This is a genomic window from Rhizohabitans arisaemae, from assembly GCF_025996515.1.
Taxonomy (GTDB): Bacteria; Actinomycetota; Actinomycetes; order Streptosporangiales; family Streptosporangiaceae; genus Rhizohabitans; species Rhizohabitans arisaemae.
In genome coordinates this window covers 912,992-928,283 of the sequence record NZ_BLRH01000060.1, presented here as the reverse complement: position 1 = coordinate 928,283, position 15,292 = coordinate 912,992, and the positions used below count along the sequence as shown (strand labels likewise).

The 15,292-nt window shown below is 69.4% G+C and carries 15 protein-coding genes; 11 read left to right on the top strand and 4 right to left on the bottom strand.

Going from position 1 to position 15,292, the window contains the following annotated elements:
• Nucleotides 1-9 precede the first annotated feature (9 nt).
• The 3 genes from RUR_RS32730 to RUR_RS32720 all read left to right on the top strand — a co-directional run bounded on the left by RUR_RS32730 (nt 10) and on the right by RUR_RS32720 (nt 2,871).
• Nucleotides 10-1,008 carry an AraC family transcriptional regulator gene (locus RUR_RS32730; RefSeq protein ID WP_283139089.1) on the top strand — a complete coding sequence of 333 codons (999 nt, stop codon included), beginning with the start codon at nt 10-12 and terminating at the stop codon, nt 1,006-1,008.
• 134 nt (nt 1,009-1,142) lie between these two features.
• A complete protein-coding gene (locus RUR_RS32725) occupies nt 1,143-2,366 on the top strand; it encodes a styrene monooxygenase/indole monooxygenase family protein (RefSeq protein ID WP_283139088.1) in 1,224 nt (407 codons plus the stop codon).
• Between the two features lie 4 nt (nt 2,367-2,370).
• Entirely contained in the window at nt 2,371-2,871 is a 501-nt protein-coding gene (locus RUR_RS32720; protein ID WP_428847040.1) for a flavin reductase family protein, read from the top strand.
• Between the two features lie 53 nt (nt 2,872-2,924).
• Here RUR_RS32720 and RUR_RS32715 read toward each other — a convergent pair whose 3' ends face one another.
• The 3 genes from RUR_RS32715 to RUR_RS32705 all read right to left on the bottom strand — a co-directional run bounded on the left by RUR_RS32715 (nt 2,925) and on the right by RUR_RS32705 (nt 7,681).
• Nucleotides 2,925-3,983, bottom strand: a complete 1,059-nt coding sequence (locus RUR_RS32715) for a 2-oxoacid:ferredoxin oxidoreductase subunit beta (RefSeq protein ID WP_283139086.1) — start codon at nt 3,981-3,983, stop codon at nt 2,925-2,927.
• A 46-nt stretch (nt 3,984-4,029) separates the two neighbouring features.
• Nucleotides 4,030-5,880, bottom strand: coding sequence for a 2-oxoacid:acceptor oxidoreductase subunit alpha (locus RUR_RS32710; protein WP_283139085.1), 1,851 nt, complete (start codon nt 5,878-5,880; stop codon nt 4,030-4,032).
• A gap of 352 nt (nt 5,881-6,232) precedes the next feature.
• Nucleotides 6,233-7,681, bottom strand: coding sequence for a polysaccharide deacetylase family protein (locus tag RUR_RS32705; protein WP_283139084.1), 1,449 nt, complete (start codon nt 7,679-7,681; stop codon nt 6,233-6,235).
• 184 nt (nt 7,682-7,865) lie between these two features.
• Between RUR_RS32705 and RUR_RS32700 the strand changes: the two genes are divergently transcribed.
• From RUR_RS32700 to nuoH, 4 genes are read left to right on the top strand one after another with little or no spacing between them, the layout of a single operon-like run.
• Nucleotides 7,866-8,237, top strand: a complete 372-nt coding sequence (locus tag RUR_RS32700) for an NADH-quinone oxidoreductase subunit A (RefSeq protein WP_283139083.1) — start codon at nt 7,866-7,868, stop codon at nt 8,235-8,237.
• A gap of 55 nt (nt 8,238-8,292) precedes the next feature.
• A complete protein-coding gene (locus RUR_RS32695) occupies nt 8,293-8,868 on the top strand; it encodes an NADH-quinone oxidoreductase subunit B (RefSeq protein ID WP_428847039.1) in 576 nt (191 codons plus the stop codon).
• Nucleotides 8,865-9,449: an NADH-quinone oxidoreductase subunit C gene (locus tag RUR_RS32690; protein ID WP_283139082.1), complete on the top strand. Its 585-nt coding sequence runs from the start codon at nt 8,865-8,867 to the stop codon at nt 9,447-9,449. Before RUR_RS32695 ends, RUR_RS32690 begins: the two co-directional genes overlap by 4 nt.
• On the top strand, nt 9,439-10,386 hold the full coding sequence (gene nuoH / locus RUR_RS32685) for an NADH-quinone oxidoreductase subunit NuoH (RefSeq protein ID WP_283139081.1): 948 nt from the start codon (nt 9,439-9,441) through the stop codon (nt 10,384-10,386). The genes RUR_RS32690 and nuoH overlap by 11 nt, the downstream gene beginning before the upstream one ends.
• Nucleotides 10,387-10,390: 4 nt before the next feature.
• Here nuoH and RUR_RS32680 read toward each other — a convergent pair whose 3' ends face one another.
• Nucleotides 10,391-11,446, bottom strand: coding sequence for a helix-hairpin-helix domain-containing protein (locus RUR_RS32680; RefSeq protein ID WP_283139080.1), 1,056 nt, complete (start codon nt 11,444-11,446; stop codon nt 10,391-10,393).
• Between the two features lie 159 nt (nt 11,447-11,605).
• Here RUR_RS32680 and RUR_RS32675 point away from each other — a divergent pair, with 159 nt between their 5' ends.
• From RUR_RS32675 to RUR_RS32660, 4 genes are read left to right on the top strand one after another with little or no spacing between them, the layout of a single operon-like run.
• The gene (locus tag RUR_RS32675; protein WP_283139079.1) at nt 11,606-12,247 is read left to right on the top strand and encodes a 4Fe-4S binding protein; all 642 of its coding nucleotides are present in this window, start codon (nt 11,606-11,608) and stop codon (nt 12,245-12,247) included.
• Entirely contained in the window at nt 12,244-12,786 is a 543-nt protein-coding gene (locus RUR_RS32670; RefSeq protein ID WP_283139078.1) for an NADH-quinone oxidoreductase subunit J family protein, read from the top strand. The genes RUR_RS32675 and RUR_RS32670 overlap by 4 nt, the downstream gene beginning before the upstream one ends.
• Nucleotides 12,787-13,155 (top strand): NADH-quinone oxidoreductase subunit NuoK, encoded by a 369-nt coding sequence (gene nuoK, locus RUR_RS32665; RefSeq protein ID WP_283139077.1) that lies wholly within the window; start codon nt 12,787-12,789, stop codon nt 13,153-13,155.
• The gene (locus RUR_RS32660) at nt 13,152-14,963 is read left to right on the top strand and encodes an NADH-quinone oxidoreductase subunit 5 family protein (RefSeq protein WP_283139076.1); all 1,812 of its coding nucleotides are present in this window, start codon (nt 13,152-13,154) and stop codon (nt 14,961-14,963) included. The genes nuoK and RUR_RS32660 overlap by 4 nt, the downstream gene beginning before the upstream one ends.
• Nucleotides 14,964-15,292: the final 329 nt, after the last annotated feature.

The following is a 15,292-nucleotide window of genomic DNA, read 5'->3' as shown; positions in this document are numbered from 1 at the left end:
GGGCGTGCGATGACGACCGCGGCTGAGACGCGGCGGGAGGTGCTGCGCGGCCGGCGGCTCTTCGAGAGCGTGGACCTCGACGAGGTCCGGGAACAGGTCGCCCGGGTCTTCTGTCCCCATCGCCTGGATCTGACCGGTGACATCTCGACGTTGGCCGCCCGGTTCAACTCCGCCCAGCTCGGTGACGTCCGGCTGAGCTACCTGGACTACGCGGCGGACGTCCACATCGAGCCGGGACCGCTGGAGACCTTCTATCTGGTGCAGATCCCCCTCGCCGGCCGGAGCCTGATCCGCTGCGGCGACCAGGAGATCGTGTCGACCCCGTCCCTGGCCTCACTTCCGTCCCCGTCGCGCTATCTGGACATGCGCTGGGCGGCCGACTGCCCCCAGCTGATCGTCAAATTCGAACGCGAGGCGGTCGAACGGGCGCTGGAGCAGATGCTCGGCGAACCGCTCGACCGGCCGATCGTCTTCGACCTGGGGATGGACATGACCGCGGGCTGGGCCCGCGCCTGGCGGGGCATGGCCGACCTGATCGCGGCCGAGGCGGAGTACGACGACGGGCTCGCCGCGCAGCCGCTGGCCGTAGCCCACCTGGAGAAGGCCATGCTCTCCTCCCTGCTCACCATGCAGCCGTCCAACTACTCCGGCCGGTTGACCGCCCCTCGGCCACCCGCGATACCCAAGGTGGTACGGCGTGCCGTGGAGTTCATCGAGGGGCACGCCCATCTGCCGCTGACCACCGACGAGGTCGCCCGAGCCGTCGCGATCAGCGGCCGCTCGCTGCAGGAGGGCTTCCGCGTCCACCTGGGGATGACCCCGATGGCGCACCTGAGGAACGTGCGCCTGACCCGGGTGCACGAGGAGCTGGTGGCCGGGGACCCCGCGCGCTGCACGGTGACCACGGTGGCCGCCCGGTGGGGCTTCCTCCACCAGGGCCGGTTCGCCGCCGCCTACCGGGCGAGGTACGGGCAGGCGCCCTCCGAGACGCTGCGCCGGGGGCGTTGAGCCGTCCCGGGAAATCCCGCGCCAGACGGATGGGATTCGCGCTGAGTGGATAGTCCGCCTGGGGTACGGCGGCATACCGTTTTCCACAGGCGCCGAGAAACCCCAGTCCACACCCAGCGAAGGGAAGTCACCCCATGCGCAGCATCCTGATCGTCGGCGCGGGGCAGGCGGGCCTGCACCTCGCGCTCGGCCTGCTCCAGAACGGCTACGACGTCACCGTCGTCTCCAACCGGACCCCGGAGCAGCTCCGCGACGGCCGGGTCATGTCGAGCCAGGCCATGTTCGGCAAGGCTCTCGCCCACGAGCGGGAGCTCGGCCTCGACCGGTGGGCGGACGACTGCCCGCCGATCGAGGGGATTCAGCTCGCGGTGCCCGGTCCCGACGGCGGCAAGGTCATCGACTGGGCGGCCAGGCTCGACACGCCCGCCCGCTCGGTCGACCAGCGCGTGAAGATGCCCGCCTGGATGGACGAGGTGGAGCGGCTCGGCGGGAAGATCGTTATCCACGACGCCACGGCCGCCGACCTGGAGGAGTACGCCACCCGGTACGACCTGGTGCTGGTCGCCGCGGGCAAGGGGGAGATCGCCTCGCTGTTCGAGCGGGACGCCGTGCGCTCGCCGTACACCGCCCCGCAGCGGGCGCTCGCCCTGACCTATGTGAACGGGCTGACGCCGCGACCCGAGCACTCCGCGGTCTGCTTCAACCTGATCCCCGGGATCGGGGAGTACTTCGTCTTCCCCGCGCTGACCGTCACCGGGCCCTGCGAGATCATGGTGTTCGAGGGGGTCCCCGGAGGTCCGATGGACTGCTGGGCGGATGCCCGCACCCCGGCCGAGCACCTGGCCACCAGCCTGCGCATCCTGAAGACCTTCCTGCCGTGGGAGGCCGAGCGGTGCGCCGGGGTGGAGCTCACCGACGACCTCGGGACGCTGGCGGGAAGGTTCGCCCCGGTCGTGCGCAGGCCCGTCGCGACGCTGCCCTCCGGAGCGGCGGTCCTCGGGGTCGCCGACGTGGTCGTGCTGAACGACCCGATCACCGGGCAGGGCTCCAACAACGCGGCCAAATGCGCCGCCTCCTACCTGGCCTCGATTCTGGCGCGCGGCGACGGGCCGTTCGACGCCGCCTGGATGGAGCAGACGTTCGAGACCTACTGGGCGACCGCCCGGCACGCCACCGCCTGGACGAACGCCCTGCTCGCGCCTCCGCCGCCGCACGTCCTGGAGATCATGGGCGCGGCCGGCGCCATCCCCGAGGTCGCCCACCGCTTCGTCAACGGGTTCGACGACCCGGCCGACTTCGACCACTGGTTCATGGACCCGGCCAAGGCACACGCCTACCTGGCCCGGGCCGGCGCCTGAGGAGATGGCAGTGAAAGCCCTGCGTGAAGCCCTGGGGCAGTACGCGACCGGTGTGGCGGTGGTCACCACCGTCACACCCGCCGGAGACCGGGCCGGGGTCACCGTGAACTCGTTCGCCTCGGTCTCGCTCGATCCGCCGCTGGTCCTGTGGTGTCTGTCCGGCCGTTCCCCCAGCGCGATCACGTTTCTCGGGGCGGGACAATTCGTGATCAACGTCCTGGCCGCGGATCAGGAGCACCTGTCCCGGCGCTTCGCCACCCCGATGCCGGACAAGTTCGCCGGGGTGGAGACCCGCCCCACCGAGACCGGCCTGCCGGCGCTCACCGGGACCCTGGCGCACTTCGCCTGCCAGACGGTGACCGTCTACGACGGGGGCGACCATCTCATCTTCGTCGGGCGCATCGAGGAGTACCAGCGGTCCGGAGGGGAACCGCTGGTGTTCCACTCCGGTGGGTACCGCGAGTTCTGTACGGATCTTCGGATGCTGAACCAGGTCGGAGCCTGAACGCGCTCGGGGTGTGAGATCCGAAGACCTCACACCCCGCGACGTGAAGACGGTCAGTTGATCCGCCAGGTGTCCCCCGAGTTCAGCAGATCGTGCAGCGTCCCCCGGCCGTTCTTGGCGATCGCGTTGTCGAGCTGATCCGACATCAGCTCGTCGTAGGAGGACCGCTGGATGTGGCGGAAGATCCCGATCGGCACGTGCTCGAACGCCGGCTCGTCGAGCCGGGAGAGCGCGAACGCGAGCGAGGGGTCGGTCGCGTGCGTATCGTGCACCAGGATCTCCTCCGCCGGAACGGAATCCGTCGGCACGACCTCCACCCCGCCGGTCCGCGTCAGCCGTACCGCCTTCTCCCCGTTCGCGCCGAACACGATGGGCTTCCCGTGCTCCAGCTTGACGGTGATGTCGTCGCGGATCCCCGGATCCTTGAGCGGCTCGAAGGCGTTGTCGTTGAAGATGTTGCAGTTCTGGTAGATCTCCACCAGCGAGGTGCCCTGGTGGGCCACCGCCTCGCGCAGCACCCCCTGCAGATGCTTGCGGTCGGAGTCGAGGGTGCGCGCCACGAAGGTCGCCTCCGCCCCGATCGCCAGTGAGATCGGGTTGAACGGCCGGTCCAGCGAGCCCATCGGAGTGGACTTGGTGATCTTCCCGACCTCGCTCGTCGGGGAGTACTGCCCCTTGGTCAGCCCGTAGATCCGGTTGTTGAACAGCAGGATGTTGAGGTTGACGTTGCGGCGCAGCGCGTGGATCAGATGGTTACCGCCGATGGACAGCGCGTCGCCGTCACCGGTGACCACCCAGACCGACAGGTCCGGACGGGACGCCGCCAGCCCGGTGGCGATCGCCGGGGCCCGGCCGTGGATCGAGTGGAACCCGTAGGTGTTCAGGTAGTACGGGAACCGGGAGGAACATCCGATCCCCGAGACGAACACGATGTTCTCCCGCTTGAGCCCGAGCTCGGGGAGGAAGCCCTGCACGGCGGCGAGGATGGCGTAGTCGCCGCACCCCGGGCACCAGCGCACCTCTTGATCGGACTTGAAGTCCTTGAGGGTCTGCTTGCCCTCGGCCCTGGGGACCAGGCTCAGCCCGCGTCCCTCGCTGACGATCTCACTCACTGAGCTCCTCGCTTCGGCTCTCCTCGATTCCGACCCGGCCACGCTCTCACTCACTGGAGATCACATCCTGGATGACCCCCGCGAGCTCCTCGGCCTTGAACGGCAGACCGCGGACCCGGTTGTAGCTGATCACATCGACCAGGAAGCGCGCCCGGAGCAGGAGCGCCAGCTGCCCGAGGTTGATCTCGGGGAGGAGCACCTTGTCGTAGGAGCGGAGCACCTCTCCGGTGTTGGCCGGAAGCGGGTTGAGGTGGCGCAGGTGGGCCTGGGCGACCTTGCCGCCCGCCTTGCGCACCCGCCGTACCGCCGCGGCGATCGGCCCATAGGTCGACCCCCAGCCCAGCACGAGCACCCGGGCGTCCCCGCCCTCGTCGTCGACCTCCAGGGGCGGGATGTCCTGGGCGATCCCGTCGATCTTGGCCTGCCGGAGGCGGACCATCAGGTCGTGGTTGTTCGGGTCGTAGGAGATGTTGCCGGTGCCGTCGGCCTTCTCGATGCCGCCGATCCGGTGCTCCAGACCCTTGGTGCCGGGTACGGCCCACGGCCGGGCGAGCGTCTCGACGTCCCGCTTGAACGGCAGGAACGTCCCGTCTTCCCCGTTCGCCTCCGTGGCGAAGGCGACCCGCAGGTCGGGCAGCTCCGCCACCTCGGGCAGCCGCCACGGCTCGGAGCCGTTGGCGAGGTAGCCGTCGGAGAGAAGCATGACCGGGGTGCGGTACTTGACCGCGATCCGGGCGGCCTCGATGGCGGCGTGGAAGCAGTCGGACGGGCTCATCGGCGCCACGACGGGGACGGGCGATTCGCCGTTCCGGCCGTACATCGCCATGAGCAGGTCGGTCTGCTCGGTCTTGGTGGGCATGCCGGTGGAAGGGCCGGCGCGCTGGACGTCCACCACGATCAGGGGGAGCTCGGTGGTGACCGCGAGCCCCACGGTCTCGGCCTTGAGGGCGACCCCGGGACCGCTGGTGGTGGTGACGCCGAGGGCCCCGCCGAAGGCCGCGCCCAGGGCGGCGCCCACTCCGGCGATCTCGTCCTCCGCTTGGAAGGTGCGGATGCCGAAACGCTTGTGCTTCGACAATTCATGGAGAATGTCGGAAGCCGGGGTGATCGGGTAGGAACCCAGGAAAAGCGGCAACTCCGCGAGTTCCGCCGCGGCGATTAGCCCATATGCAAGCGCCATGTTCCCGGAAATGTTCCGGTAAGTCCCGGGAGCGAGCCGGGCAGGCTTGATCTCATAGGAGACCGAGAACGACTCGGTGGTCTCGCCGAAATTCCAGCCCGCGTTGAACGCCGCGATGTTCGCCTTGGCGATGTCGGGCTTCTTGGCGAACTTGGCTTCCAGGAATTTCAGCGTCGCCTCGGTCGGCCGGTGGTAGAGCCAGCTCAGCAGGCCGAGGGCGAACATGTTCTTGGCGCGTTCGGCGTCCTTCTTGGAGATGTCGAAGCCTTCGAGCGCCTTGACCGTCATGGTGGTGAGCGGGACGGCGTGCACCCGCCACTCGCCGAGCGAGCCGTCCTCCAGCGGATTGCCGGAGTACCCGACCTTGGTGAGGTTCCGCTTGGTGAACTCGTCGGTGTTCGCGATGATGTCCGCTCCGCGCGGCACGTCGGCGAGGTTGGCCTTGAGGGCCGCGGGGTTCATCGCGACGAGGACGTTCGGCGCGTCACCCGGCGTCAGGATGTCGTGGTCGGCGAAGTGGAGCTGAAAACTCGACACCCCGGGGAGGGTTCCGGCGGGGGCCCGGATCTCGGCGGGGAAGTTGGGGAGGGTTGAGAGGTCGTTGCCGAACTCCGCGGTCTCCGCGGTGAAGCGATCACCGGTCAGCTGCATGCCGTCGCCGGAGTCACCGGCGAACCGAATGATCACGCGATCGAGTTGCTGGACCTGTTTCGTCACAGAACAGTCCTCCTCGACGCGCCAGGGCGCCCGTTGTCGTGCCCAGTGTGGAAGGCGCGGTCGCTCTTCCTGATTCTCATGGTAGATCCCTGAGGGCCACGCGGGTTGTCGCGTACCGCCATTGAATGAGTCACTTGACTTCGTTCTATCTCGCGAGCTACCCAAGATCCTTTGGGCGGCGACGGTTTATGGGCGTAAGGCCCATTCGGGACTCCGGGGCACACCGATGACAACGACGGTCATAGGTGTGGAGTCAGCGACACAGCATCGCTGCTTGTCGACATAGGTCAACATGCAGCCGAGAAAACAGGACGATTCTGGTCACGGGTTCACTATATGTCGTGCCTGATGATCACTCGTCGACGGGGATGTTGCGATCACGCGGTGCGGGCGGGACATTTGAGCGATATGTCTGACCTGGGAGAAGATCGCGGGAGCCGTACAACTCGGGCACGGTCACGAGACGATAGTCCTGCCGGGTGAGGAGCCGCAGGATGTGCGGGACGGCGTCGACCGTGGTGCGGTGGATGTCGTGCATCAAGACGATCGAGCCGGGCTGCGCGTGCGTCACCGCCTTGCGGGCGATCGGGCCGGGGCTCGGATTCTCCCAATCCCGCGTGTCCACGTCCCACAGCACGAGCGAGAGCCCGAGGCGCGCCGCGGCCCCGGCGACCCGGTCGTCGTAGGCGCCGTACGGCGGGCGCAGCATCGTCGAGCCGTGGCCCGTCACCCGGGCGAGCGCGTCCTCGGTCCGCGCCAGCTCCCGGTCGGCCTGCTCGTCGGAGATCTCGGTCAGCCTGGGATGGGACCAGGTGTGGTTGGCCACCGCATGACCCTCGTCCAGCATCCGGCGGATCACCTCGGGGCGCTTCTCGGCGTTCTTGCCGAGCACGAAGAAGGTGGCCCGGGCGTTCCACTCGGCGAGCGTGTCGAGCAGCCGCTCGGTATGGGGTCCGGGCCCGTCGTCGAAGGTGAGCGCCACACACCGCGCTCCCGCGCAGTCGGTGTCCCCGGTTCGATCGGCGGGGTTCGGCACGACCTGCGGCGGGGAACCCGCGGCGGCGTCGCGGGCGCTCCGGCCGAGCGGGGACAGCAGCGGATCGGCGTCTTCCCGCGGCACGGCCACCATGAGTCTTCTCTCCGTCCCGGATACCGATGGGTCGTTGTCGAACTCCACGATCACGTTACCCTGACGGCTGAACGCGAGGGAGTCCATCGCCGGTGAATCCGGCCCGAGCCCGCGCAGCGCGAGGTCCCGCTGCCGGCTCGGGAGCTTCTCGCGCAGCGCCCGTTCCACCAGCTCGGTGAGACGGTCGAGCCCGTCGGGCCCGGCCAGGAGTTCGCCGGTGCCGATGGTCCGGTCGGCCGCCCGGTCGTACCAGACGGTTCTGGCGGCGGAACGACGTCCCTCTTCCCGCACCTCGCGGGTGCGCAGCCGGACCCCGATGGTCCGCTCGGAGTACGCGGTCAGTTTCCAGGCGACGAGGAGCTCGGCGGGGGTGGTGCGATCGCCCGTACGGAACCTCCCCACGTGATCGTGGACCCGCCGGGTGAGTTCGCGGGTGAGCTCGGGGTCGTCGCCGAAGGCGGGGTAGGCGGCGTGGACCCGCCGGGTGGAGGACCGGTCGTCGACCGTGCGGACGGCCAGGTCGTCGACCGCGGCCGGGTCGACGGTGTTGATCATCGTGGGCTCGGGCGGCACCGAGGTCCCCGCCTGCCCGGAATCCGAGGACGCCGCGCTTCCGCAACCGGAGGCGAGGAATGCGGAGAGCACGCCGGCGAGGACGCGGAATCGGGGCATGCGTGAAGGTTAGACGTGGGATGTCCCTATTTATGGTTATTTACGGTTCCTTGGGAGTCTAAGATCTAATTTTTTGAATTCTCTAGGTTTAAGATCGATTACTCTCTGTATTCTGTGGTGGATGGTGGATATCCCACTTCGGGGTGCTGGGTTACCCTCGGGACGGGACGACATGGAGGCGCCCATGGACGGATATTTCGGTTCTTACGCAGTTGTCGCCGTCTTGATCGTCATCGGCGTGGTGATCTACGTGGGCGCGCTGACGATCAACCGGCTGCTGAGCCCGATCCGCCCGAGCGCCGAGAAGCTGCTCACCTACGAGTGCGGCGTCGACCCGGTGGGCGAGGGCTGGGCCCAGACGCAGGTCCGGTACTACGTCTTCACCTACCTCTACGTGGTGTTCGCGGTGGACGCGGTCTTCCTCTTCCCCTGGGCGACGGTCTTCGCCGACCCCGGGTTCGGGCTCACGACCCTGGTGGAGATGTTCGTCTTCCTCGGCTTCATCGCCCTGGGCATTCTGTACGCCTGGCGCAAGGGAGTGCTGTCCTGGACCTAAGGCCCAGGTCAGGGGTGGGATGGATTGCATGCCTAGGAAGAGCGAGAATGCGGGTATGGCGCCGACCGATCTCCCGATGCCCAGCATGGGCCCACTCTCCCGGGTGGCCCCCAAACCCATGCGCTTCATCCTCAACTGGGGCAGACGCTATTCGCTCTGGGTGTTCAACTTCGGCCTCGCGTGCTGCGCGATCGAGTTCATCGCGACCTCGATGAGCAGGCACGACTTCATCAGATTCGGGGTCATCCCCTTCGCCAACGGGCCTCGGCAGGCCGACCTCATGGTCGTCTCCGGCACGGTCTCCGACAAGATGGCGCCCGCCGTACGGCGCCTGTACGAGCAGATGCCCGAACCCAAGTACGTCATCTCCTTCGGCGCCTGCTCCAACTCCGGCGGGCCCTACTGGGACTCCTACTGCGTCACCAAGGGCGTCGACCAGATCGTCCCCGTCGACGTCTACGTCCCCGGCTGCCCGCCTCGCCCCGAGGCACTGCTGAACGGGATCATCCGGCTCCAGGAGAAGATCGCCGCGGAGTCGCTGCCCGAGCGCTACACCTGGGCCCGCAGCCACTCCCCGTCGGGGGAGACCCTGCTCCGGCCACCGCTGAACCCTCCGGAGGCACCGGTATGAGAGACGCCCTCACCGAACGCTTCGGCGACGACGTCACGATCACCGAGTCGCTCGGCCAGGTCTGCGCCGACGTCGGGCCCGAGCGCTGGGCCGAGGCCGTGGGCCTGGCCAGGGAGCTCGGCTTCGCCTTCTTCGACTGGCTCACCGGGGTCGACGAGGACGACGACTTCGGCGTGGTCGCGCACGTGTACGACCCGACGGCCCACGAGCACCTCCTGCTCCGGACCAGGGTGCCCAAGGCCGACCCCCGGCTCGACTCGGTCACCGAGATCTATCGGGGCGCGAACTGGCACGAGCGGGAGACCCACGAGATGTTCGGCGTGATCTTCGAAGGCCATCCGGACCTGGCGCCGCTCCTGCTCCCCGACGGGTTCGAGGGTCACCCGCTCCGCAAGGACTTCGTCCTCGCCGCCCGGGTCGCCAAGGCCTGGCCGGGGGCGAAAGAACCGGGCGAGTCCGGGCACGGCGCCCCGAGCCGACGCAGGATGACGCCACCCGGGGTGCCCGCCGACTGGGGCCGGAGCACTCCCGCCGAACCCACGGAGCGAGCGGCACGGCCCAGGAGGGGCGATGACTCTTGACCTCGTTCTCCGGATAGCACTGATCGTCGGCGCGTTCCTCCTCCTGCCGCTGATCGTCGGGCAGACCGAGCACAAGGTCATGGCGCACATGCAGGCCAGACTGGGCCCGATGTACGCGGGCCGCTTCCACGGCTGGGCCCAGCTGATCGCCGACGGCGTGAAGTTCATGCAGAAGGAGGACGTGGTCCCGGCCGCCGCGGACCGGCGGGTCTTCACCCTCGCCCCCGCCGTCGCCCTCGTGCCGTACCTGGTCGTCCTGGTGGTGATCCCGGTCGGTCCCGGGCTGGTCGGCCGGGACCTGGACGCCGGGCTCTTCTTCGTCCTGGCGGTGATGGGCGTCGGGGTGCTCGGCGCGGTGATGGCCGGCTGGTCGTCGGGCAACAAGTACTCGGTGCTCGGCGGGATGCGGGCCGCGGCCCAGCTCACCTCCTACGAGCTGCCGCTGGTCCTGGCGGCCTCCAGCGTGGCGATGGCCGCGGGGACGCTCTCCCTGCCGGGGATCGTCTCGGCCTGGCAGTGGTGGTGGCTGCCCTGGCAGGCCATCGGCATGGTCGTCTTCTTCATCGCGGGCCTGGCCGAGCTGCGCCGGCCGCCCTTCGACATGCCGATCGCCGAGTCCGAGCTCATCATGGGGCCGTTCACCGAGTACACCGGGATCAGGTTCGCCCTGTTCATGCTCTCGGAGTACGCCGGGATCGTCGTTCTCTCCGCCCTGACCACGGTGCTGTTCCTGGGCGGCTGGCACGGGCCGCTGCTCCCCGGGGTGGTCTGGACCCTAGTGAAGATCTTTATTTTGGCATTTATCGTGATCTGGGTGCGGGTGTCGTATCCACGGCTCCGCGAGGACCAGCTCCAGCGGCTCGCCTGGGCATGGCTGGTGCCGCTGGCCCTGCTCCAGCTGGCGCTGACCGGCGTGGTGAAGGTCGCCTTCCTGTAGCCGGTCAGGGCAGGTAGATCGTGTACTCCTCCAGCTCGGCCGTGAGGTTGGGCGGGAGGGCGGCGGTGACGGAGAGCTCGTCCGCGGAGATGAACGGGCCCACCGACTCCCGGAGCGACACGATCTTCTCGGCGATCTCCGGGGTGATGCTGGGCAGGCTGGTGAGCGCTTCGGCGGAGGCGTGGTTGATGTCGATCAGCCCGCCGTCGTCGTAGCTGCGCGGCAGATCGGGGCGGCCGATCCGCAACTCCCGGGCGAGCGCGCCGTCCTCGGCGACCAGCCGCCGCGCCTCGGCCCGGAGCTCCCGCCGGTACTGCGCCAGCGCCAGCGCCCGCTCGTTCGGCGAGTGACCCTTCTTCGGCTTCTTGATCCCGAACACCTCGCGGCGGACCCCCAGGGCGTGCGTGGTCCCCAAAGCCACGATCGCCAAACTGAGAACGGGGGCGACTTCGTCGTACCGGCTGTCGGCGATCGCGAACCAGATCACCATGATCAGGCTGTAGCCGAGGGTCACGGCCGCGTTGAGCCACGATTTGTTCTTGATCGCCGCGAACAGGAAGGTGAACGGGGTACCGAAACCACAGGTCATCAGCGGGGAGAACGACCAGAGGAGGCTGAGCGCCTTCTTGCCCCACTCGTCGTCCGGCGGCGGGACGTACGGCAGGTTCGGCGGATACTGCTGCGGACCCCGCTGGCCGGGATGACCGGTGAACGGCCGCTGCGGCGGGCCCTGATAGGGGCCGCGGTGCGGTGTTCCCGCAGGTCCTTTGGGGTGTCGTTGCTGAGGGTCCTGGTAAGGTACAGGCCTCGGCCCACCCGCCCCGTCCAGGCCGAACGCCCGGGTGCCCGGGTCGTGGGGGAAGCCGGTGGTGCGGTGGTCCGGTCCCGGCGCGTACGGACGCTGGCCGGGCCGGCTGTCCCTGGCCGGTCCCGCCCCCGCCCGCCCGGCCGGTCCTTGGCCGGGCATGCCGTGGCCGTGGCGTCGCTGATCGTACGCAGAGTCCTCGTCGTACCGGTCGCGTTCGTCCATGGCGCCGGGCTCTTCGTCCGATTCGCTCATAGGGGGCATGGAATGAAGAATACGAACTTCGGCGCGATAGCGCGCGTGATCCCGCGTGCGGGTTATTCCCCGATCGCCAACCGTACGTCATGATGTTGAACCGTGGCGCGCATACCTGGATCGGGACTCGCCAAGGGACTGGCCGTTACGCTGAAGCACTTGACCAGGCGGTCGGTGACTCGGCAGTACCCGGAAGTCCAACCGGAGCTACCGGCGCGGAGCCGGGGCGTCATCGCGCTGGTGGAGGAGAACTGCACCTCCTGCATGCTGTGCGCGCGTGAATGCCCCGACTGGTGCATCTACATCGACTCGCACAAGGAGACCCTGCCCTCCCCGGAAGGGGGCCGGGCCAGGACCCGCAACGTCCTCGACCGTTTCGCCATCGACTTCTCCCTCTGCATGTACTGCGGGATCTGTATCGAGGTGTGTCCCTTCGACGCGCTCTTCTGGTCCCCCGAGTTCGCCTACTCCGAATACGACATCCGCGACCTGCTCCACGAGAAGGACCGGCTCGGCGGCTGGCTGGAGAGTGTCCCGCCGCCCCCGGCCCACGATGAGAAGGCGGAGCCGGCCAAGGAGCTCCAGGTCGCGGCCCGGCCACCCCGGCCCGCCCGCGACGCGGGAGCACCGGCGGCGGCACCGGCCAGGGAGCGTCCGGTACGGGAGCCGCGGGCTGCCGCCGTACGCGCCATCAAACCGCCGGGCAGCCTGCCGAAACGACCGGATCCGGATCCGGATCCGGAGGGCAACGGCAGCGGCCCCCGGCCCACCCGGGGTGAGCCACCGGAGAACGTGACATGAACCTGGACGCCGTGCCCTCCTACCTCACCCCCACCGGACAGGAGATCGTCTTCCTCCTGCTCGGCGCGGTCGCGGTCGGCTCGGCGCTCCTGGTCGTCACCACCCGCCAGCTCGTGCACGCCGCGCTCTGGCTGGTGGTGACCTTCGGCGCCCTGGCGGGCTGCTATCTGGTGCTCACGGCCGAGTTCGTGGCCTGGGTGCAGGTGCTGATCTACGTGGGCGCGGTGGTGGTGCTGCTGCTCTTCGGCATCATGCTCACCCGGGCGCCGATCGGCCGCTCGCCCGATCTGGACTCGGGGAACCGGGTGCTCGCCGCCGTGGTGGCCCTGGCCACCGCGGTGCTCCTGGTGACCGTGGTGATCGACGGATTCCGTACGGCGTACGCGCCGCTCACGGAGGTCGACGGAGCGGCCAAGACCATCGGCTCCAGCATCTTCCGGACCTGGGTCCTGCCGTTCGAGGCGCTCTCGGTGCTGCTGCTGGCGGCGCTGATCGGCGCGATCGTGCTGTCCCGCACCGACATCCGGGGGAGGGACTGAGTGCACATCGTCTACCCGCTGGTGGTCTCCGCGCTGCTGTTCTCCATCGGGATCTACGGCGTACTCGCCCGACGTAACGCCATATTGGTGCTGATGTCGGTTGAGCTGATGCTCAACGCCGTCAACCTCAACCTGGTCGCCTTCGACGTGTGGTTCGCCGACCGGCTCCACTCGGGACAGGTGTTCACCCTCTTCATCATCGTGATCGCCGCCGCCGAACTCGGCGTCGGGCTCGCGATCGTCCTCGCGGTGTTCCGGAACCGGCGCAGCGTCGAGATCGACCGGCTTCAGGACCTCGCCGAGCCCCCCGGCCCCGGCGAGGAGCCCGAACCGGACGCCGCGCAGGAGCTTGAGGAGACCCGGTCATGACCGCGGCGCCGGCGGCGATCGTCGGCCTGCCGTTCCTCGCCGCCCTCACCGGCCTGCTCCTCGGCAGGAAGATCTCCCCGATCCCGGTGGCCGTGATCCCCACCGCGATCGCCTGTGCCTTGGCGATCTGGGTCGCCGCCGTCGGCGCGTCCGGCGCGGGAACCCTCACCCTCATCCGGACCGGCGGGATCCCCATCGAGGTCGGCCTGGAGGTCGGCCCGCTCTCCGCCCTGATCGGGGTCCTGGTCACCGTCGTCGCGCTCGCCGTGCAGATCTACTCGATCGGCTACCTCAAGGGCGACCCCCGCTACTCCTCCTACGCCGCGTTCATCAGCCTGTTCACCAGCGCGATGCTGCTCGTGGTGTACGCGGCCGACCTCCTGGTCCTCTACGTGGGCTGGGAGATCATGGGCTTCTGCTCGTACGCCCTGGTCGGCCACTGGTGGGAGGACCGGGCCAACTCCCGGGCCGCCGTCAAGGCGTTCCTGGTCACCCGCCTCGGCGACGTCGGCTTCCTGTTCGGAATCTTCGTCCTGGGGTTCGCGGCGGACTCGTTCCGCATCGCCGACATCCTCGCCCAGGTGCCGCAGATGTCCGCGGTCACCCTCACCGTCGGCGCCCTGCTGCTGCTCGCCGGGGTCGCGGGCAAGAGCGCCCAGGTCCCGCTGCACACCTGGCTCCCCGACGCGATGGCCGGCCCCACCCCGATCAGCGCCCTCATCCACGCCGCCACCATGGTCGCCGCGGGCGTCTTCATCGTGGCCCGGCTGCACCCGGTGTTCCTGGCCGCGCCGATCGTCTTGGGCACCCTCGCGGTCATGGCCGTGCTCGGCATGCTCGGCGCCGCGCTGGCCGCCCTCGCCGCCGACGATCTGAAACGGGTTCTCGCCTACTCCACGGTCAGCCAGCTCGCGGTGATGGCGGCGGGGCTGGCGGTGGCGGACTCGATCCGGCCCGCCGTGTTCCACCTGATCTCGCACGGCGCGTTCAAGGCGCTGCTCTTCCTCTGCGCCGGGGCGGTCATCCACACCGTCGGCTCCAACCTCATGTCCGACATGGGGGGACTCGCCCGTGCGCTGACGGTCACCTTCCCGGCGATGACCATCGGCTTCATGGCGCTCGCCGGACTCCCGATCGCCAGCGGGTTCTTCAGCAAGGACGCGATCCTGGCCACCGCCGAGCACACCGCGCTCGGCGACGGCGGCGCCCCCGTCGCCCCGGCGATCGCCTGGCTCGTCTTCGCCGCCCTCCTGACCACCGCCGCACTCACCGCCGCGTACGCCGGCCGGGCCTGGCTCAGGACCTTCTTCGGCGAACGCCGTACCGAACACGCGGTCCACGAGGCGCCCCCCACCATGCGGTGGCCGATCGTCGTCCTGGCCGTCCCCGCGCTCCTGCTCGGCTTCGCGGGCCTGGCCGTCCCGGAGCTCCGCCCCGAACTCCTCTCCTCGGTGCTCGGCGTCGCCGCGGCCGGCCTCGGCCTCGGGGTGATCTACCTGGTCTGGCGCGGCGACCGGGCGCTCGACCCGGCCCGGCTGCTCGGGCCGCTCCGCCCCGCCTGCGAACGCGCCTTCTACGTGGACGAACTGTACGCGGCGCTCTTCGTCCGCCCCGTGCTCGCCGCCGCCCGGCTCACCGTCGCCGCCGACCACACGGTGGTGGACGGGGCGGTTCGCGGGAGCGGCCGGGCCGCCGTCTCCCTCGCCGGCCTCCTCAGGCTCCTCCAGCGCGGCAACGTGCAGACCTACGTCACCGGGGTCTTCGCCGGAGTCCTCCTGATCGTCGTCGGTGTGGTGATGCTCGGATGAACCACCCATTCGACACGGGCTTCGCCGCCCATCACGTCACCCCACGACTCGGGCCCGGCGGGTGGGGCGCCGCGGTGCGGGGGTTCGCGCGCCCGCGCCGTACCGGTGGAGGCGCCGAAGCCGTTCCGTGCGGTGCGGGTGAAGCCGGTGTTCCCCCCGCCGCTTCAGCCGACTGCGGCCCCGGTCGGCTCGGGTGGTTCATCGGGTCCGCCTGCTCACTCACCCGCCCGGTTGCCCCCTGCCTCAGGCTTGACGGGCCGGGGGCCGCGGTGCGGGAGTTCGCGTGCTCCCGCCGTACCGGCAAATCGTCCGGTACGGGCTGCGCCCCC

Excerpts from the sequence above, each read along its gene's own strand:
- RUR_RS32720 (WP_428847040.1), top strand. The coding sequence starts at position 2,371 with ATGGCAGTGAAAGCCCTGCGTGAAGCCCTGGGGCAGTACGCGACCGGT.
- RUR_RS32705 (WP_283139084.1), bottom strand. The coding sequence starts at position 7,681 with ATGCCCCGATTCCGCGTCCTCGCCGGCGTGCTCTCCGCATTCCTCGCC.
- RUR_RS32660 (WP_283139076.1), top strand. The coding sequence starts at position 13,152 with ATGACCGCGGCGCCGGCGGCGATCGTCGGCCTGCCGTTCCTCGCCGCC.
- nuoH (WP_283139081.1), top strand. The coding sequence starts at position 9,439 with ATGACTCTTGACCTCGTTCTCCGGATAGCACTGATCGTCGGCGCGTTC.
- RUR_RS32725 (WP_283139088.1), top strand. The coding sequence starts at position 1,143 with ATGCGCAGCATCCTGATCGTCGGCGCGGGGCAGGCGGGCCTGCACCTC.
- RUR_RS32680 (WP_283139080.1), bottom strand. The coding sequence starts at position 11,446 with ATGAGCGAATCGGACGAAGAGCCCGGCGCCATGGACGAACGCGACCGG.
- RUR_RS32700 (WP_283139083.1), top strand. The coding sequence starts at position 7,866 with ATGGACGGATATTTCGGTTCTTACGCAGTTGTCGCCGTCTTGATCGTC.
- RUR_RS32730 (WP_283139089.1), top strand. The coding sequence starts at position 10 with ATGACGACCGCGGCTGAGACGCGGCGGGAGGTGCTGCGCGGCCGGCGG.
- RUR_RS32690 (WP_283139082.1), top strand. The coding sequence starts at position 8,865 with ATGAGAGACGCCCTCACCGAACGCTTCGGCGACGACGTCACGATCACC.
- RUR_RS32670 (WP_283139078.1), top strand. The coding sequence starts at position 12,244 with ATGAACCTGGACGCCGTGCCCTCCTACCTCACCCCCACCGGACAGGAG.
- RUR_RS32695 (WP_428847039.1), top strand. The coding sequence starts at position 8,293 with ATGGCGCCGACCGATCTCCCGATGCCCAGCATGGGCCCACTCTCCCGG.